The organism is Massilia sp. PWRC2 (assembly GCF_049896725.1).
In the GTDB taxonomy this organism is placed as follows: Bacteria; Pseudomonadota; Gammaproteobacteria; order Burkholderiales; family Burkholderiaceae_D; genus JAFCUW01.
On record NZ_JAFCUW010000012.1, the window covers coordinates 52,359 to 68,137 of the forward strand.

15 protein-coding genes are annotated in these 15,779 nt (G+C 64.7%); 8 read left to right on the forward strand and 7 right to left on the reverse strand.

Features of this window, described 5'->3' with window-relative positions; translation table 11 throughout:
- The first annotated feature begins 58 nt into the window (after positions 1-58).
- Genes ACP7BZ_RS20375 through ACP7BZ_RS20390 form a run of 4 tightly spaced genes read left to right on the forward strand, consistent with a single transcriptional unit; the run spans position 59 to position 4,323 of the window.
- Positions 59-1,108, forward strand: coding sequence for an aminoglycoside phosphotransferase family protein (locus ACP7BZ_RS20375; RefSeq protein WP_426116703.1), 1,050 nt, complete (start codon positions 59-61; stop codon positions 1,106-1,108).
- 10 nt (positions 1,109-1,118) lie between these two features.
- Positions 1,119-1,838: an N-acetylmuramate alpha-1-phosphate uridylyltransferase MurU gene (murU, locus tag ACP7BZ_RS20380; RefSeq protein ID WP_426116563.1), complete on the forward strand. Its 720-nt coding sequence runs from the start codon at positions 1,119-1,121 to the stop codon at positions 1,836-1,838.
- Positions 1,835-3,178: a Xaa-Pro aminopeptidase gene (gene pepP / locus ACP7BZ_RS20385; RefSeq protein WP_426116565.1), complete on the forward strand. Its 1,344-nt coding sequence runs from the start codon at positions 1,835-1,837 to the stop codon at positions 3,176-3,178. The genes murU and pepP overlap by 4 nt, the downstream gene beginning before the upstream one ends.
- Positions 3,175-4,323, forward strand: coding sequence for an FAD-dependent monooxygenase (locus tag ACP7BZ_RS20390; protein ID WP_426116566.1), 1,149 nt, complete (start codon positions 3,175-3,177; stop codon positions 4,321-4,323). Before pepP ends, ACP7BZ_RS20390 begins: the two co-directional genes overlap by 4 nt.
- 54 nt (positions 4,324-4,377) lie before the next feature.
- Here ACP7BZ_RS20390 and ACP7BZ_RS20395 read toward each other — a convergent pair whose 3' ends face one another.
- From ACP7BZ_RS20395 to ACP7BZ_RS20410, 4 genes are all read right to left on the reverse strand, one after another.
- Complete coding sequence (locus ACP7BZ_RS20395; protein ID WP_426116568.1) at positions 4,378-5,340, reverse strand: M20/M25/M40 family metallo-hydrolase; 963 nt, start codon at positions 5,338-5,340, stop codon at positions 4,378-4,380.
- Positions 5,341-5,407: 67 nt separating this feature from the next.
- Complete coding sequence (locus ACP7BZ_RS20400) at positions 5,408-6,874, reverse strand: NAD(P)(+) transhydrogenase (Re/Si-specific) subunit beta (protein ID WP_426116570.1); 1,467 nt, start codon at positions 6,872-6,874, stop codon at positions 5,408-5,410.
- Positions 6,871-7,200 (reverse strand): NAD(P) transhydrogenase subunit alpha, encoded by a 330-nt coding sequence (locus ACP7BZ_RS20405; protein WP_426116572.1) that lies wholly within the window; start codon positions 7,198-7,200, stop codon positions 6,871-6,873. Before ACP7BZ_RS20405 ends, ACP7BZ_RS20400 begins: the two co-directional genes overlap by 4 nt.
- Positions 7,201-7,239: 39 nt before the next feature.
- Positions 7,240-8,352 (reverse strand): Re/Si-specific NAD(P)(+) transhydrogenase subunit alpha, encoded by a 1,113-nt coding sequence (locus ACP7BZ_RS20410; protein ID WP_426116574.1) that lies wholly within the window; start codon positions 8,350-8,352, stop codon positions 7,240-7,242.
- Positions 8,353-8,599: 247 nt separating this feature from the next.
- Here ACP7BZ_RS20410 and ACP7BZ_RS20415 point away from each other — a divergent pair, with 247 nt between their 5' ends.
- Positions 8,600-9,097, forward strand: a complete 498-nt coding sequence (locus ACP7BZ_RS20415; protein ID WP_426116576.1) for an NUDIX hydrolase — start codon at positions 8,600-8,602, stop codon at positions 9,095-9,097.
- 2 nt (positions 9,098-9,099) lie between these two features.
- A complete protein-coding gene (gene mnmA / locus ACP7BZ_RS20420) occupies positions 9,100-10,200 on the forward strand; it encodes a tRNA 2-thiouridine(34) synthase MnmA (protein ID WP_426116578.1) in 1,101 nt (366 codons plus the stop codon).
- Positions 10,201-10,250: 50 nt separating this feature from the next.
- Here mnmA and ACP7BZ_RS20425 read toward each other — a convergent pair whose 3' ends face one another.
- The 3 genes from ACP7BZ_RS20425 to ACP7BZ_RS20435 are packed head-to-tail and all read right to left on the reverse strand — an operon-like array spanning position 10,251 to position 12,117.
- Entirely contained in the window at positions 10,251-10,637 is a 387-nt protein-coding gene (locus ACP7BZ_RS20425) for a response regulator (RefSeq protein ID WP_426116580.1), read from the reverse strand.
- Between the two features lie 7 nt (positions 10,638-10,644).
- The gene (locus tag ACP7BZ_RS20430; RefSeq protein WP_426116582.1) at positions 10,645-11,421 is read right to left on the reverse strand and encodes a 5'-3' exonuclease; all 777 of its coding nucleotides are present in this window, start codon (positions 11,419-11,421) and stop codon (positions 10,645-10,647) included.
- A gap of 15 nt (positions 11,422-11,436) precedes the next feature.
- Positions 11,437-12,117 (reverse strand): glutathione S-transferase family protein, encoded by a 681-nt coding sequence (locus ACP7BZ_RS20435; protein WP_426116584.1) that lies wholly within the window; start codon positions 12,115-12,117, stop codon positions 11,437-11,439.
- 137 nt (positions 12,118-12,254) lie between these two features.
- Here ACP7BZ_RS20435 and ACP7BZ_RS20440 point away from each other — a divergent pair, with 137 nt between their 5' ends.
- Entirely contained in the window at positions 12,255-14,207 is a 1,953-nt protein-coding gene (locus tag ACP7BZ_RS20440; protein ID WP_426116585.1) for a CocE/NonD family hydrolase, read from the forward strand.
- A gap of 73 nt (positions 14,208-14,280) precedes the next feature.
- Positions 14,281-15,762 (forward strand): S41 family peptidase, encoded by a 1,482-nt coding sequence (locus ACP7BZ_RS20445; protein ID WP_426116587.1) that lies wholly within the window; start codon positions 14,281-14,283, stop codon positions 15,760-15,762.
- The last annotated feature ends 17 nt before the right edge of the window (positions 15,763-15,779 follow it).

Genomic DNA, 15,779 nt, shown 5'->3' on the forward strand with positions numbered 1-15,779 from the left:
CCCTTATTATATGGGAATACATCACCTTCATCCGTATTCCACAGGTCGCTCCATGTCAATGTCTTCATCCTCCACCCCGACGACCTCGGCCGATCCCCGCCTGACCCAACTGACGAGCTGGCTCGACACCTTGGGTCTGGTCGAGCTCGGCAGTCGCCGCGCGGCCTCCACCGATGCCAGTTTCCGCCGTTATTACCGTTTCGACGTGCTGCCGGCCATGCAGGACAAAGTCGGCGCCACCCTGATCGCCATGGACGCCCCGCCCGAACGCGAAAACGTTCCCGCTTTTATTCACGTGGCCGGCCTGCTGCAAAGCGCGGGCGTGAACGTGCCGGCGATCGTCGCGCGCGATGTGCCGAACGGCTTTTTGCTGCTGTCGGACCTCGGCACCACCACCTATCTGGCGCGCCTCGATGTCGACAACGCCGCCTTCATGTACGCCAATGCGCTCGACTCCCTGGTCAAGTTCCAGCTGAGCAGCCAGGCCGGCGTGCTGCCTGAATTCGACCGCGCCTTCGTGCTGCGCGAAATGAATTTATTTCCCGAATGGTTTATATCGAAACATTTGGGGGTGACCATGACCCCGGCCCAGCAGCAACAGCTCGACGGCGTGTTCGAAGCGATCACCGCCAACGTGCTGGCCCAGCAACAAGTCTTCATGCACCGCGATTTCCATTCGCGCAACCTGATGTGGATGGAACAAAACAATCCGGGCGTGCTCGACTTTCAGGATGCCGTATTCGGCCCCGTCACCTATGACCTCGGCGCACTGCTGCGCGACGCCTACATCCAGTGGGATGAAGAAATGGTGCTCGACTGGGTGGTGCGCTACTGGCAAAACGCCAAGAAAGTGGGCTTGCCCGTCAATCCCGACATCGACGCCTTTTACCGCGATTTCGAATTCATGGCCCTGCAGCGCCACCTGAAAATTCTCGGCCTGTTTTGCCGCCTGCATTACCGCGATGGCAAAAACATTTATATGGGCGACCTGCCCACCGTGCTCGACTACGTGCGCAAGACCGCCAACCGCTACGGCGCCCTCAAGCCGCTGGTGCGCCTGCTCGACGCCTTCGAGGACAAAGCGCCCCAATTCGGCTATACCTTCTGACGGAGTCTCCATGAAAGCGATGATCTTTGCCGCCGGCCGCGGCGAGCGCATGCGCCCGCTGACGGACGCCTGCCCCAAGCCCCTGCTGAAAGTGCGCGGCCGCCCCCTGATTACCTGGCAGGTGCTCAACCTGGTGCGTGCCGGCATCACCGAGATCGTCATCAACCACGCCCATCTGGGCCAGATGATCGAAGCTGAACTGGGCGATGGCAGCCAGTTCGGCGCCGCCATCGTCTACTCGCCCGAAGCGGTGGCGCTGGAAACCGCCGGCGGTGTCGCCAATGCCCTGCACCTGCTGGGCAGCGAACCGTTCGTGGCAGTCTCGGGCGATATCTATTGCCCGTATTTCGATTTCAACCAGGTCAAGGATGTGCTGCACGACAAGGACATCTGGGGCAATCCGCATGCGCCGGAACAGCGCGACATGGCGTGGCTGTACCTGACGCCGAACCCGTGGCACAACCCGGACGGCGACTTCGCCATCAACCTGTACGCGCTGTCGAACGAGGGAGCGCCGAAATGGAATTTCGCCGGCATCGGCGTCTACCGGCCCGAGATGTTCGCTGACATCACCCCGGGCCAGCATGCCAAGTTCAGTCCGCTGATGCGCAAGTACATCGAGCGCGGCCAGGTCGGTGGCGAAATCTATGATGGCCAGTGGGTCAATGTCGGCACCGTCGAGCAGCTCGAACAGCTCAATGCGCCACTGCAGCGGAGCGCGACGGCATGAGCGCCCTGCTCACGCCGTTTATGGCACGGCGCCAGCACCTGCTGGCACAGATGCAGCCGGGCGCGGTGGCGGTACTGCCCACCGCGCCCGAAGCGGTGCGCAACGGCGACGCCGAATACCCGTACCGGCACGACAGCTACTTTTATTATTTGACCGGGTTCACCGAACCGGACGCCGTGCTGGTGCTGGTGGCCGCCGGCGCCGGCCGGGCGGCGCAATCGATCCTGTTCTGCCGCCCGAAAAACCTCGAACGCGAAATCTGGGATGGCTTTCGCCACGGCCCCGATGGCGCCCGCGCCACCTTCGGCTTCGATGCCGCTTTCGCCATCGAAGACCTCGACGGCGAAATGGCGCGCCTGCTGGCCGACGCCCCCGCGCTGTGGTACGCGCTCGGCCACAGCGCCGCGCTCGACGTGCAGATCAAGACCTGGCTGGCCGCCGTGCGACGCCAGTCGCGCAGCGGCGTGGCCGCGCCCGCCGTGGCGCACGACCTGTTCGCCCTGCTCGATGAAATGCGCCTGATCAAGGACGCCAGCGAACAGGCGACCATGCTGCGGGCGGCGCAGATTTCCGGCCGCGCCCACCGCCGTGCGATGGCGGCGGCGCGCCCCGGCATGTACGAATACGAACTGGAAGCCGAACTGCTGCACGAATTTCGCCGCAGCGGCGCGCAGTCACCCGCCTACACCTCGATCGTCGCCGCCGGCGCCAATAGCTGCGTGCTGCACTACATGGCCAACAATGCACAAAGCCGCGACGGTGAGCTGATCCTCATCGATGCCGGCTGCGAACTTGACGGCTACGCCGCCGACATCAGCCGCACCTTCCCCGTCAACGGCCGCTTTACAGAACCGCAGCGCCAGCTGTACGAACTGGTACTGGCGGCGCAAGCGGCGGCGCTGGCCGTCGCCCGCCCCGGCCTGCCGTACGCCGGCATGCACGACGCCGCCACCGCCGTGCTGGCCGGCGGCATGCTCGAACTGGGCCTGCTCGAGCGCGCCGTCGTCGGCAATGTCGACGACGTCATCGCCGAGCGAGCGCACCAGCAGTTTTACATGCACGGCACCGGCCACTGGCTGGGCATGGACGTGCACGACGTCGGCGCTTACCGCGACATTCACCTGGCCGGCAAACCGTCGCGGCCACTGCGGGCGGGCATGGTGGTGACGGTCGAACCGGGCATCTATGTGCGCCGCGCTGAGGGCGTGCCGGAACGCTTCTGGGATATCGGCATCCGCATCGAAGACGACGTCGTCATCAGCGACGACGGCCACCGCATCCTGTCCGACAATGCACCAAAAACGGTGGCGGACGTCGAAGCGGCTGTGGGCCGGTCATGACGAACAGCGAACTGGCCGCCGACATCGCCATCTGCGGCGCCGGCCCGGTCGGCATGGCGCTGGCCATCCTGCTGGTCAAACGGGGCGTGGCTGCGCGCCGCATTGCCTTGATCGATGCCAGGGCACTGCCGGAGGCGGTGACCGATCCCCGTTCGCTGGCGCTGTCGTACGGCAGCGTGCAGCAGCTCGAACAGGCCGGCGCCTGGCCCTTGCCGGCCACGGCGATCCACCAAATCCATATCTCGCGGCGCGGCCATTTTGGCCGCGCGCTGATGGACCGCGCCGCCCACCAGCTGCCGGCGCTCGGTTACGTCACCCGCTACGGCGAGCTGGTGGCGGCACTGGCCGCTGCCGCCGCCACGGTCGGCCTGCACATGCTGCGGCCGGCGCGCGTGCAGTCGATAACGGAAGACGCCGACGGCGTCAGCCTGCAACTGGGCGACGGCCGCCTGCTGCGCGCCAGCGTCGCGATCCAGGCCGAGGGGGGCGTGTTTGGCCAGCAGACGCCGCGCGCGCTCAAGCGCGCCTACGATCAAACCGCCATCATCGCCCGGGTGGCGGTGAGCGCACCGATCGCCCACCGCGCCTTTGAACGATTTACTGATGAAGGACCGCTGGCGCTGCTGCCACAGGAAGGCAGCGACGGCTTGCAGTATGCGCTGGTGTGGTGCGCCCATCCTGACCGGGTAGCACAGCTGCTGGCGCTCGACGACGCCGCTTTTCTGGCCCGCCTGGGCACGATGTTCGGTACCCGCCTGGGGCACTTTAGCGCCATCTCGCCACGCGCCAGTTACCCGCTCGGCTTGAATGCCGACGCTGCCGCCAGCGCCCGCACCATCGCCATCGGCAATGCAGCGCAAACGCTGCACCCGGTGGCCGGCCAGGGCCTGAACCTGGGCTTGCGCGACGCCGCCGTGCTGGCGCGCCTGCTGGCGGTGGCCGCCACCCCCGCGCAGCTGCAGGCGTTTGGCGCGGCGCGCCAGCCGGACCGCCAGCTGACGGTGCGCCTGACCGATACCATGGCCACCATTTTTGCCAACCGCGGTCCGCTGCAGTCGCTGCTGGGCCTTGGCCTGGGCGCTATCGATGCGGTGGCGCCGGCACGCCACTTGATGGCCGACCTGATGATGTACGGGCGCCGCTAATGGCGCATCGGGACTGGCGCGAAGTCGCCGCTCCCGATTTACCTTGCCACTATCTTATTTCACGCCACCATCAACCGTCGCCGCCACATCGACCAGCAGATTGGCCACCGCCGCAAAAAACGGCTGGTTGATATGCGCGAAGGTGTCACCCGGCTGATGGTAATCCGGATGATCCTCCACCCCGAAATACAAAAACGGCAGGCCGGCATCGTGGAACGGGCCATGGTCGGACGCATGGGTCCAGTTCTCTTCGCCCTTGCCCACATCGTGGCCCAGCTTGACCTGCACCGTGTGACGCGCAGCGGCGGCCGCCACCAGCGGCACCAGCGCTGGCGCGTGCGGCGTGCCAGTTACATAAATCTCGTTGCGGTCATTGTGGCTGACCATATCAAAATTGAGCACCAGCGCCAGCTGCGCTTGCGGGAACGGCAGCGCAGCAAGGAAGGCTTTCGAGCCGCGCAGCCCGCCCTCCTCGCCGTCAAAGGCGGCAAATACCACCGTGTGCTGCGGCCGATGGGCCTTGAAGTAGGCCGCCACCGCCAGCATGGCGGCAACTCCCGAGGCATTGTCGTCGGCGCCGGCATACAGCTTGCCTTTGACGATGCCGAGGTGGTCGTAGTGGGCCGAGATCAGCAGCATCCGTTCGGGGCGGACGCTGCCCTTGATGAAGCCAATGAAATTGACCCCGTCGACGGCGGCCGAGCGCTTGGTAGCGGGCGCCTTGAACGGCTGGGCGAGGCTGCTGCCGAACGGTTGCAGGCCCAGCGCAGTAAAGCGCTGCTGCACGAACAGGCCGGCCTGGCGGTTACCGGCGGTGCCGATCAGGCGGCCCTCGAAGGCCGGCGCTGCCAGGGTGCGCACGTCCTCGAACAGGCGCGCACTGTCAACGGTGGACGGCGTTGCCAGCGTGGCCGACGGCAGCGCGACAACATCCGGCGTCTGCGCTTGGGTTTGCGCTTGCCCCGCAGTGGCGATGGCCGCTGCCAGCCACAGCACCAGGCGACATGAACTATGCATAGGTATCCTCGAATGAATCGACCAAAGGGCTGCGCCGACAGCACAGCCCTGTATTGAAGTCGCAGCGTTAATCGACCGCCTTGACCATCGCCTCGATCACCTTCTTGGCGTCGCCGAATACCATCATGGTGTTGGCTTGATAGAACAGGTCATTGTCGAGACCGGCGTAGCCCGAGGCCATCGAGCGCTTGTTGACGATGATGCTTTTCGCCTTGTACGCTTCGAGGATCGGCATGCCGGCAATCGCCGACTTCGGATCCTTGGCCGCCGGGTTGACGACGTCGTTCGCCCCCAACACCAGCACGACATCGGTCTGCCCGAATTCGCCATTGATGTCTTCCATCTCGAACACCTGATCGTACGGCACTTCCGCTTCGGCCAGCAGCACGTTCATGTGGCCCGGCATGCGGCCGGCCACCGGGTGGATCGCATACTTGACGATGACGCCCTTGTGGGTGAGCTTTTCCACCAGCTCCTTCAGGGCGTGCTGGGCGCGCGCCACGGCCAGGCCGTAGCCGGGCACGATGATGACGGTTTCGGCATTGCTCATGATGAAAGCGGCGTCGTCGGCCGAGCCGGATTTGACCGGACGCTGTTCCTGCGCCGCGCCACCGGCTTCGGCCGGGGCACCGCCAAAACCACCGAGGATGACGTTGAAGAACGAGCGGTTCATCGCCTTGCACATGATGTACGAGAGGATGGCGCCACTCGATCCCACCAGCGAACCGGCGATGATCAGCATCGAGTTATTCAAACTAAAGCCGATCCCGGCCGCCGCCCAGCCCGAGTACGAGTTGAGCATCGATACCACCACCGGCATGTCGGCGCCGCCGATCGGAATGATGATCAGCACGCCCAGCAAAAAGGCCAGCGCCGTCATGATGACGAACGGCGTCCAGGCCGGCTGCACACCGGGCGCAAAGCAAAACACCAGGCCGAGAGCGATGATGGCAATGGCCACCACCAGGTTGATGATGTGCTGACCGGGGAAGCTGACCGGCGCGCCCTGGAACAGGCGGAACTTGTATTTGCCGGCTAGTTTGCCGAAGGCGATCACCGAACCGGAAAACGTCACCGCGCCGACGAAGGTACCGATGAACAGTTCGAGGCGGTTACCGAAGGGCAGCGCCGTGTCGCGCGTGGCGATCTGGAAGGCCCACGGTTCCGACACGGCAGCAACCGCAATGCACACGGCGGCCAGGCCGATCAGCGAGTGCATGGCTGCGACCAGTTCCGGCATCTTGGTCATCTCGACCTTTTTGGCAGCGTAGGTGCCGATGGCGCCACCGACGACGACGCCGAACAGCACCAGCGGAAAGCCCATCGCGCCGCTGCGCATTTGCGCCTGCAGCTTGAAGATCAGCGCCACCGTCGTCAGGGCGGCGATCGCCATGCCGGCCATGCCGAAGGCGTTACCGAGGCGCGCGGTGGCCGGCGACGACAGCCCTTTGAGGGCCTGGATGAAGCATACCGAGGCGACCAGGTACAGCAGGGTCACCAGGTTCATGCTCACTAACGAGAGCAGGTCGTTCATGCGTGTTCTCCCGCGGCGCCATCGGCAGGCTTGGCCTTGCGTTCTTTTTTCTTGAACATCTCCAGCATGCGCTGGGTGACCAGAAAGCCGCCGAACACATTGACCGCTGCCAGTGCCACGGCGAGGGTGCCGGCGACCTGGCCAACCACGCCTTCGGTCAGGCCGGCTGCGAGCATGGCGCCGACGATGATGATGGCGGAGATGGCGTTGGTGACGGCCATCAGCGGCGTGTGCAGCGCCGGCGTGACGGTCCAGACCACGTGGTAGCCGACATAAATGGCCAGCACGAAGATGATGAGGTTAATAATGGTATGACTGATTTCCATGGGTCTCTCCTGGGGTCTTTTTTGGTGTGTTTGCTGGCACTACGCGCGCAGCACGACGCCGTCGGCGCACACGAGTGAGGCTTTCAGAATCTCGTCTTCGCGGTCGATCACCAGTTGATCGTCCTTGTCGATGACCAGCTTGAGAAAATCGAGCACGTTGCGGGCGTACAGGGCCGACGCATCGGCCGCCACCAGCGTTGCCAGATCGGGCTCGCCGATGATGGTCACGCCATGTTTGACCACGGTTTTATTCAACTCCGACAGCGGGCAGTTGCCGCCCTGGGCGACTGCCAGGTCGACGATCACCGAACCGGGTTTCATCGCCTTGACGGTCTCCTCGGAAATGAGGACGGGTGCCGGGCGGCCGGGGATCAGGGCGGTGGTGATGATGATGTCAGCGAGCTTGGCACGTTCGTGCACCAGTTCGGCCTGGCGGCGCATCCAGTCAGCCGGCATGGCGCGCGCGTAACCGCCGGCGCCCTTGGCGATGTCGCGCTCTTCGTCCGTCAGATACGGCACATCGAGGAACTTGGCGCCGAGCGACTCGACCTGCTCCTTGACGGGCGGGCGCACGTCGGACGCTTCGATCACGGCACCGAGCCGCTTGGCGGTGGCAATCGCCTGCAGGCCGGCCACGCCGACCCCCATGATCAATACGCGCGCCGCCTTGACGGTACCGGCTGCCGTCATCAGCATCGGCATGAAACGCTGGTAGCTGTTGGCCGCCACCATCACCGCCTTGTAGCCGGCGATATTCGCCTGCGACGACAGCACGTCCATCGATTGCGCGCGGGTGATGCGCGGCACCGCTTCGAGGGCGAAGGCGCGCAGCCGCGCTGCCGCCATGGCGGCGAGGTTGTCTTTGTCGAACGGGTTGAGCATGCCGATCAGGACGGCATCGGCCTGCATCAGCGCGCGCTGCCCGGCGTCCGGGGCGCGCACCGTCAGCACGATGTCGGCGCCAAAGGCATCGGCGGCCGTGCCAATCATGGCGCCGGCCGCAGTGTAGGCGTCGTCGGTGATCGACGCTGGCAGGCCAGCGCCGGACTGCACGATGATCTGGTGTTTGGCGCCAAGTTTCTTGACGGTCTCGGGCGTGGCAGCGACGCGGGTTTCCCCCGACCGTGTTTCGGCCGGTATGCCTATTCTCATTGGAAGATCTCCTGGATTGATAAACTGTCTAGAATCTACCACGTTAGACCACCCAACGTCAGCCCTGCGCCCTCTAATTGCCGCCATCTGGCGAAGGACGTTGCACGGGGTGGCAAATCACCCGGAAGCTGTCTCAGGTCAATGATTATTTGCTGGCTTTCCGCGTGGGCGGCAAAGGCGGGCATGCTAGATGCGCGCGCAAAGCTTTGTCAAGGTAGAATACCGGCTCATTTCGAGAGCCCATCCCATGCCGAACGTCTGGAAACCATCCGTCACCGTTGCCGCCGTTATCGAACGCGACGGCCGCTTCCTGATCATCGAGGAAGAAACCAGCGATGGGATACGCCTGAACCAGCCGGCCGGCCATCTCGACCCGCATGAGTCGCTCGAACAGGCGGTGGTGCGCGAGGTGCTCGAAGAGACGGCCCATGATTTCACCCCCACTGGCCTGGTCGGCATGTACATGTCGCGCTACATGTCGAAGCGGCGCGGGGTCGACGTCACTTATTTACGCTTCACCTTTTGCGGCGCCCCTGGCCGCGTACATGACCAGCCGCTCGACGACGGCATCCTGCGCACCATGTGGATGACGCGCGACGAACTGGCGGCCTGCCCGGAGCGCCACCGCAGCCCCATCGTGCTGCGCTGTGTCGACGATTATCTGGCCGCGCGCGCCGCTGGCAGCCTGGCGCCGCTCGATCTGCTGCACACCCATGCGTCGGTGTTCGAAGGCGGCCTGGAGTAACTATGCAAAAAAAGAAAAAAGTCGTCATCGGCATGTCCGGTGGCGTTGACTCATCGGTCGCGGCCTGGATGCTCAAGGAGCAGGGTTACGACGTCGTCGGCCTGTTCATGAAGAACTGGGAAGACGACGATTCCGAATACTGCTCGACGCGCCAGGACTGGATCGACGCGGCCAGCGTGGCCGATGTGGTGGGTGTCGACATCGAGGCCGTCAACTTCGCCGCCGAGTACAAGGACCGCGTGTTCGCCGAATTTTTGCGCGAGTACCAGGCCGGCCGCACCCCCAATCCCGATGTGCTGTGCAATGCCGAGATCAAGTTCAAGGCCTTTCTCGACCACGCCATGCACCTCGGCGCCGACATGATCGCCACCGGCCACTATGCGCGCGTGCGCCAGGGCGCCAGCGGCAGCGTTGAATTATTAAAAGCGGTCGACGCCAGCAAGGACCAGAGCTATTTTCTGCACCGCCTGAACCAGGCGCAGTTATCCAAGACCCTGTTCCCGCTGGGCGAAATCGCCAAGACGGAAGTGCGCCTGCTGGCTGAGAAGCTCAAGCTGCCGAACGCCGCCAAGAAGGATTCGACCGGCATCTGTTTTATCGGCGAGCGGCCGTTCCGCGACTTTTTAAACAAGTACCTGTCGTACAAGCCGGGGCCCATCAAACTCGACGACGGCAGCGTCGTCGGTGAACACGTGGGCCTGTCGTTTTATACGCTGGGCCAGCGCAAGGGCATTGGAATCGGCGGCCTGAAGGCGCACCGCAATGCCGACGGCACCAGCGAGCCGTGGTTCGTCGCCCGCAAGGACATCGACAACAACACCCTGTACATCGTGCAGGGCCACGATCATCCGTGGCTGCTGTCGGGTGGACTGGCAGCAGCGCAGGCGAGCTGGGTGGCCGGCAGTGCGCCGCCGGCGGGCGCGTTGTGCGCAAAGACGCGTTACCGCCAGGCCGATGTCGGCTGCCGCATCGTCGACGCCAGCGGCGCGCAGTTTGCGCTGGCCTTCGACGAGGCGCAGTGGGCCGTCACGCCGGGGCAGTCGGCGGTGCTGTATGACGGTGACGTCTGCCTCGGTGGCGGCATTATCGATAGCCGCAGCTGACATCGACAGGGGACAGCCACCCTGCGGTGCCAGTCCCCCTGCTGCCGCGTTCAGACGGCGCCCTGATGCTTCTTGACGGTGGCAATGACGGTATTGCGAATGGTTTTGAGCACCGCATCGGCCTTGAACGGCTTGACGATAAAGCCCTGCACCCCGCGTCCCAGCGCTGCCTGCAGGGTCGCTGCATCGATGGCGCCGGAGACCAGAAAGATAATCGTTTTCGGCAGCAGCGCGCGCACCTGCTCGACGAGGTGTTCGCTGTCTTCCATCTGCTCGCGGGCGACGCACAGCAGCTGCGGTTTGTACTTCTGCATCAGCACCAGCCCCATGTGCGCGGCATGGCTTTGCGCCACCACCTCGTAGCCACCTTCGCTCAGCACGGTATTGAGCAAACCGCGCGAAATTGCGTTGCTGTCGATGATCATCGCCTTCAGCATGACAGCCTCACGTTTTCTCCAGCGCCAGCATGTTCCATGTCACCCCCAGCGGAACGTCAGTTTTCAGTCGCACCAGCTGGCGCGACACCATCAAAATGTCGCGTTCAGCGCGCAGACGCTCGCCAATCGGCGTCTTTAAAATGCCAGCACCGGCCAGCACCGCATCGACGTCGCCGTAGGCATTGAGCAGCTTGGCCGCCGTTTTCATGCCCACCTTCGACACCCCCGGCACGCCGTCGGTGACGTCGCCCATCAGCGCCAGCAGATCGGGCAGCAGTTCGGGCGCCACGCCGAAGCGGCCGCGCACCCAGGCGTCGTCGTGCCACTCATTTTTGAAGTGGTCCCACACCAGCGCACCATGGGCGATCAGGCAGTGCAGATCCTTGTCGGTGGTGGCGACGATGGCGGCGCCGCGCCCTTCGCTCAACCAGCGCAGCACGCCGGTGCCAATGACGTCGTCCGCTTCGACCTCGGGCACGCTCAGCACATGCATGCCCGCCGCCGCCAGTTTCTCATGAAATCCGGGTAAAGCGTCACGTAAACATGCTGGCATCGGCGCGCGCTGCTCGCGGTAGCGCGGATACAACGCATGGCGCCAGGTCGGCCCGCCATGATCAAACGCGGCCAGCACATGACTGGGCTGGTGCGTTTCGAGCAGGCGCCGGAACGACGACAGCGCATGGCGCAGGGCGATCGACGCCTTCTCCATCGAGTCCGGCTCGGCGCTGGCCTCGTAGACGCGGCGCACGATATTCAAGCCATCGATGGCGAGCAGCTTGCCCATGGTCGAACGCGCCGCTTATTTGGCGTAGGCGTACTCGCCGCCCCGCTCGAGCGCACGGCGATAGGCCGGGCGCGCGTGGATCCGCTGCAGAAAATCGCTCAGCTTCGGATAACGGCCATCGAGGCCACCGCGCGAGGCCGACGCTTCCAGCACGAAGCTGATCTGGATGTCGGCCGCGCTGAACGCTTCGCCGGCAAACCAGGTCGACTTGTGCAATTCGGCTTCGAGAAAATCGAGATGGGCTTTCAGGTTCGGCAGCACGAAGCTGGTCTTGACCTTTTGTGAAATCGCCTTGGCAACCGGCTTCACAAAAAACGGCATCGGGCTCGTTTCGATGCGGTCGAACACCAGCTTCATTAACAACGGCGACATCGCCGAGCCTTCGGCGAAATGCAGCATATAGGTGTAGCGGCGGCGCTCGGCGCTGCCGGCCGGCGGCTGCAGGCGTACCGTGCTGCTGTCCTGGTACGTCTCGAGCAGGTACTCGATAATGGCGCCCGACTCGGCCACCGTGATGTCGCCATCGGTGATCACCGGCGACTTGCCCAGCGGGTGGATGGCGCGCAGCGCCGCTGGCGCCAGCATGGTGTCGGGGTCGCGCTGGTATTTTTTGATCTCGTAGGGCAGGCCCAGTTCTTCCAGCAGCCACAGGATGCGCTGCGAGCGCGAGTTGTTCAGATGGTGGACGACGATCATGGTCTGCTGTTCTCCCGGTGGATTTGGGCGAGAGCTTACCATTTTCCGCTTTCGGCGGCAGCTTGCTGATGAGCATTGATGGGGTAATATAAGACCGTCAATGTTTCGAAACATCAATTTTAAAACACGGAGTCGCAATGTCGCGTCGCATCAAGCCTGTGCTGTTCCCGTCCGCCCTGTCCCTGCTGCTTGCCGCGGCTGTTGCCGCAGCTGGTGCCGCGCCGCTGGCCAGCGCCCAGATTGCCGCCATGGCGCCCGACATCGGCAGCGCGCCGTTCGAAGCGACCCTGCCCGGCGCCGACTACACCAAGCAGGTCGTCATGATTCCCATGCGCGACGGCGTCAAGCTCTACACCGTGATCGTCACGCCGAAGTCGGCCCACGCAGGCAGCCGCGCGCCCATCATGCTCACCCGCACGCCGTATAACGCCGCCCGCCGCGCCGCCCGCAACGTCAGCCCGCGCATGGCATCGATGCTCGCCGAGGGCGATGACACTTTCGTCGCCGCCGGCTACATCCGCGTGTTCCAGGACGTGCGCGGCAAGTACGGTTCGGAAGGTGATTATGTGATGACGCGGCCGCTGCGCGGCCCCCTCAACGACAGCGCCGTCGACCATGCCACCGATGCCTGGGACACCATCGACTGGCTGGTCAAGAACCTGCCGCAATCGAATGGCAAAGTGGGCATGGTGGGGTCCTCCTACGAAGGCTTTACGGTGCTGATGGCACTGGCCGATCCGCACCCGGCCCTGAAGGCGGCGGTGCCGATGAGCCCGATGGTCGATGGCTGGCGCGGCGACGACTGGTTTCATAACGGCGCTTTTCGGACCAATAATCTTGACTACATCGGCGGCCAGACCGGCGCCCGCGGCGAAGGTGCGCATCTGGCCAGCGGCATTTACGACGACTACGAAGCGCAGCTGCGGGCCGGCTCGGTGGCCGACCTGGCCAAGCTGTCGGGTGTCGACCAGCTGATGTTCACCAAAAAAATCTTCGCCCATCCCGCCTACGACAGCTACTGGCAGCAGCAGGCGCTCGACCGCGTGCTGGCCAAGCGGCCCTTGACGGTGCCGACCATGACGGTGGTGGGCCGCTGGGACCAGGAAGATATCTATGGCGCCTACGCCACCTATGCGGCGATGGAGCAGCTCGATAAAACCAACACCATGAATTTTCTGGTGGTGGGGCCATGGCGCCACAGCGGCGTCAATTACAAGGGCGCCAGCCTGGGCCCCCTGCAGTTCACCGGCGACACCGCGGCCGAATTCCGCCGCGACGTCATGCAGCCGTTTTTCGACCAGTACCTCAAGGATGGCGCGCCGGCGGCAGCAACGCCGCCGGTGTGGTCGTACGAAACGGGCAGCAATCACTGGCGCAGTCTGGCCAGGTGGCCATTGGCGCCGGCGAGCACGCCACTGTACCTTAAGGCGGGCGGCCAGCTCGGCTTCGACCGGCCGGCCACGCTCAATGCCAGCGCCAGCGCCAAGTACGACGAATACGTGGCCGATCCGGCCAAGCCGGTGCCGTTCGTGCCGCGCCCCGTGCGCATGGCAGAAGACACGGTATGGAAGCCGTGGCTGGTGACTGACCAGCGCGGCTTTTCCGACCGTCCCGATGTATTGAGCTGGGTCAGCGCGCCGTTGACGGCGCCGCTGCACATCGCCGGCCAGCCGCAAGTCAAACTGTTCGCTTCAACCAGCGGCACCGATGCCGACTGGGTGGTCAAGCTGATCGACGTCTACCCCGATGAAGTGGCGGCGCAGCCGGAACTGGGCGGCTACCAGCTGGGCATCGCCATGGATATTTTCCGCGGCCGCTACCGCCAGGGTCTCGACAAGGCGGTGCCGATTCCCGCCAACCAGGTCGAGTCTTACGGTTTCGCCCTGCCCAACGCCGACCACGTCTTCCTGCCCGGCCACCGGGTGATGGTGCAGATCCAGTCGAGCTGGTTCCCCCTGTACGACCGCAATCCGCAAACCTTCGTGCCGAATATTTTTTATGCCAAGCCGGGCGACTATAAAAAAGCCACCCAGCGCATTTACCATGCGGCCGGGATGGAGACGGTGATCGAGCTGCCGGTGGTGAAGTAAAACGCCGCAGCGACCGCACTAATCGGCCATCGGCAGGCGTAGAATTATCCGATGTTCACCACAGGCTGACACCATGATCCGATTTCGCTTGAGACGCAGGATGCTGTTGTGCGGCGCGCTGTGCGCTGCACTGGGCGCCGCCCAGGTGCACGCCGCCGACAGCGCGCTGACGGCCGCGCAGGCCAAAACCGACGCCGCCATCCTCGTCAAAACCCTGCGCGCCCTGCACCCCGCGCTCGACAAATACCGCAGCGCGGCCGAGGTGGAGGCGGCGTTCGCCCGCTTCACCGCGCGCGCCGAACAGGCGCGCAGCGCCGCTGCCATGTACCTGGCGGCGACCGAACTGGCGGCGGCTATTCGCTGCGGCCACACCTGGACCAATGTGCTCAATCAGGAAGGGGCGATCCAGCAACGCCTGCTGGAGACCAACGACAAGCTGCCGCTGACCATGACCCTGGTCGAGGGCCGCTGGCGCGTTCTCGCCAGCGCCACAGCGGCCATCACGGCGGGCGACGAAATCGTCAGCATCGATGGCCGCAGCAGCGCCGCGGTGGTCACTGCCATGCTGCCGTACTTGCGCGCCGATGGCAGCAGCGACGGCAAGCGCCTGCGCCAGCTGGGCCACGACCGCCCCGATTACAGCATGATGGACATCGTCTGGCCGCTGCTGGTGCCGCCAGCGCAGAACGTCTACCACCTCGGCGTGCGCGCAGCCGACGGCGCCACCCGCACCATCGCCGTCGCCGCCACCACCCTCGCTGCGCGCGCCGCCAGCCTGAAGGCACAGGGCGTCACCGCCATCGATGAAAGCTGGCGCCTGCGCATCGATGGCGATCTGGCGGTGCTGACGCTGCCCACCTTTGCCCTGTACCGCAGCAGCTTTGACTGGCGCGCCTTTTTGGCCGACAGTTTCGCCACGCTGCAGCAGCGTGAGATCAGGCGGCTGGTCATCGACATCCGCGACAACGAGGGCGGCGACGGCGCCATTGGCGGCGAGCTGCTGTCATGGCTGGTCAAGGCGCCATTGACGTTTGTATCGGACCAGTCGGTGACAAGCTATGAACGGGTACCGTACCAGCTGGCGCGCTACCTGAACACCTGGGACTTTGGCTTTTTTGACCGCACCGGCCAGGTCGACCGCATCGTCGACGGCCCGCAGGCGGGGCGCTTTCGCTTTCGCCCGAATGCGGCCAAGGTGCAAACGATCACCCCGCGCGCCAACGGTTATCGGGGCAGCACCTGGCTGCTGGTGGGGGCAGAAAACAGTTCGGCCACCTTCAGCCTGGCGCAGCTGGCCCAGCGCTCGGGCGCGGCTATCCTGGTGGGGCAGCCGACCGGTGGCAATCAGAGGGGCTTGAACGGCGGCCAGCTGGCCTGGGTCAACCTGCCCCATTCAGGCGTGGCGGTCGATATTCCCTTGCTGGCGTCAAGCTACGAAGCGACCACGCCAGACGCCAGCGTGACGCCCGATATCGTCGTCGAACGGCGCTTTGTTTTGCAGGTGGCGGGACGCGATCAGGAGATGGCGGCGGTCAAGGCGCTGGCGCTGCCTTAGCGGGGTGTTAGCGGGGT

Excerpts from the sequence above, each read along its gene's own strand:
- pepP (WP_426116565.1), top strand. The coding sequence starts at position 1,835 with ATGAGCGCCCTGCTCACGCCGTTTATGGCACGGCGCCAGCACCTGCTG.
- ACP7BZ_RS20410 (WP_426116574.1), bottom strand. The coding sequence starts at position 8,352 with ATGAGAATAGGCATACCGGCCGAAACACGGTCGGGGGAAACCCGCGTC.
- ACP7BZ_RS20395 (WP_426116568.1), bottom strand. The coding sequence starts at position 5,340 with ATGCATAGTTCATGTCGCCTGGTGCTGTGGCTGGCAGCGGCCATCGCC.
- ACP7BZ_RS20440 (WP_426116585.1), top strand. The coding sequence starts at position 12,255 with ATGTCGCGTCGCATCAAGCCTGTGCTGTTCCCGTCCGCCCTGTCCCTG.
- ACP7BZ_RS20375 (WP_426116703.1), top strand. The coding sequence starts at position 59 with ATGTCTTCATCCTCCACCCCGACGACCTCGGCCGATCCCCGCCTGACC.
- ACP7BZ_RS20390 (WP_426116566.1), top strand. The coding sequence starts at position 3,175 with ATGACGAACAGCGAACTGGCCGCCGACATCGCCATCTGCGGCGCCGGC.
- mnmA (WP_426116578.1), top strand. The coding sequence starts at position 9,100 with ATGCAAAAAAAGAAAAAAGTCGTCATCGGCATGTCCGGTGGCGTTGAC.
- ACP7BZ_RS20415 (WP_426116576.1), top strand. The coding sequence starts at position 8,600 with ATGCCGAACGTCTGGAAACCATCCGTCACCGTTGCCGCCGTTATCGAA.
- ACP7BZ_RS20400 (WP_426116570.1), bottom strand. The coding sequence starts at position 6,874 with ATGAACGACCTGCTCTCGTTAGTGAGCATGAACCTGGTGACCCTGCTG.
- ACP7BZ_RS20445 (WP_426116587.1), top strand. The coding sequence starts at position 14,281 with ATGATCCGATTTCGCTTGAGACGCAGGATGCTGTTGTGCGGCGCGCTG.
- murU (WP_426116563.1), top strand. The coding sequence starts at position 1,119 with ATGAAAGCGATGATCTTTGCCGCCGGCCGCGGCGAGCGCATGCGCCCG.
- ACP7BZ_RS20405 (WP_426116572.1), bottom strand. The coding sequence starts at position 7,200 with ATGGAAATCAGTCATACCATTATTAACCTCATCATCTTCGTGCTGGCC.
- ACP7BZ_RS20435 (WP_426116584.1), bottom strand. The coding sequence starts at position 12,117 with ATGATCGTCGTCCACCATCTGAACAACTCGCGCTCGCAGCGCATCCTG.
- ACP7BZ_RS20425 (WP_426116580.1), bottom strand. The coding sequence starts at position 10,637 with ATGCTGAAGGCGATGATCATCGACAGCAACGCAATTTCGCGCGGTTTG.
- ACP7BZ_RS20430 (WP_426116582.1), bottom strand. The coding sequence starts at position 11,421 with ATGGGCAAGCTGCTCGCCATCGATGGCTTGAATATCGTGCGCCGCGTC.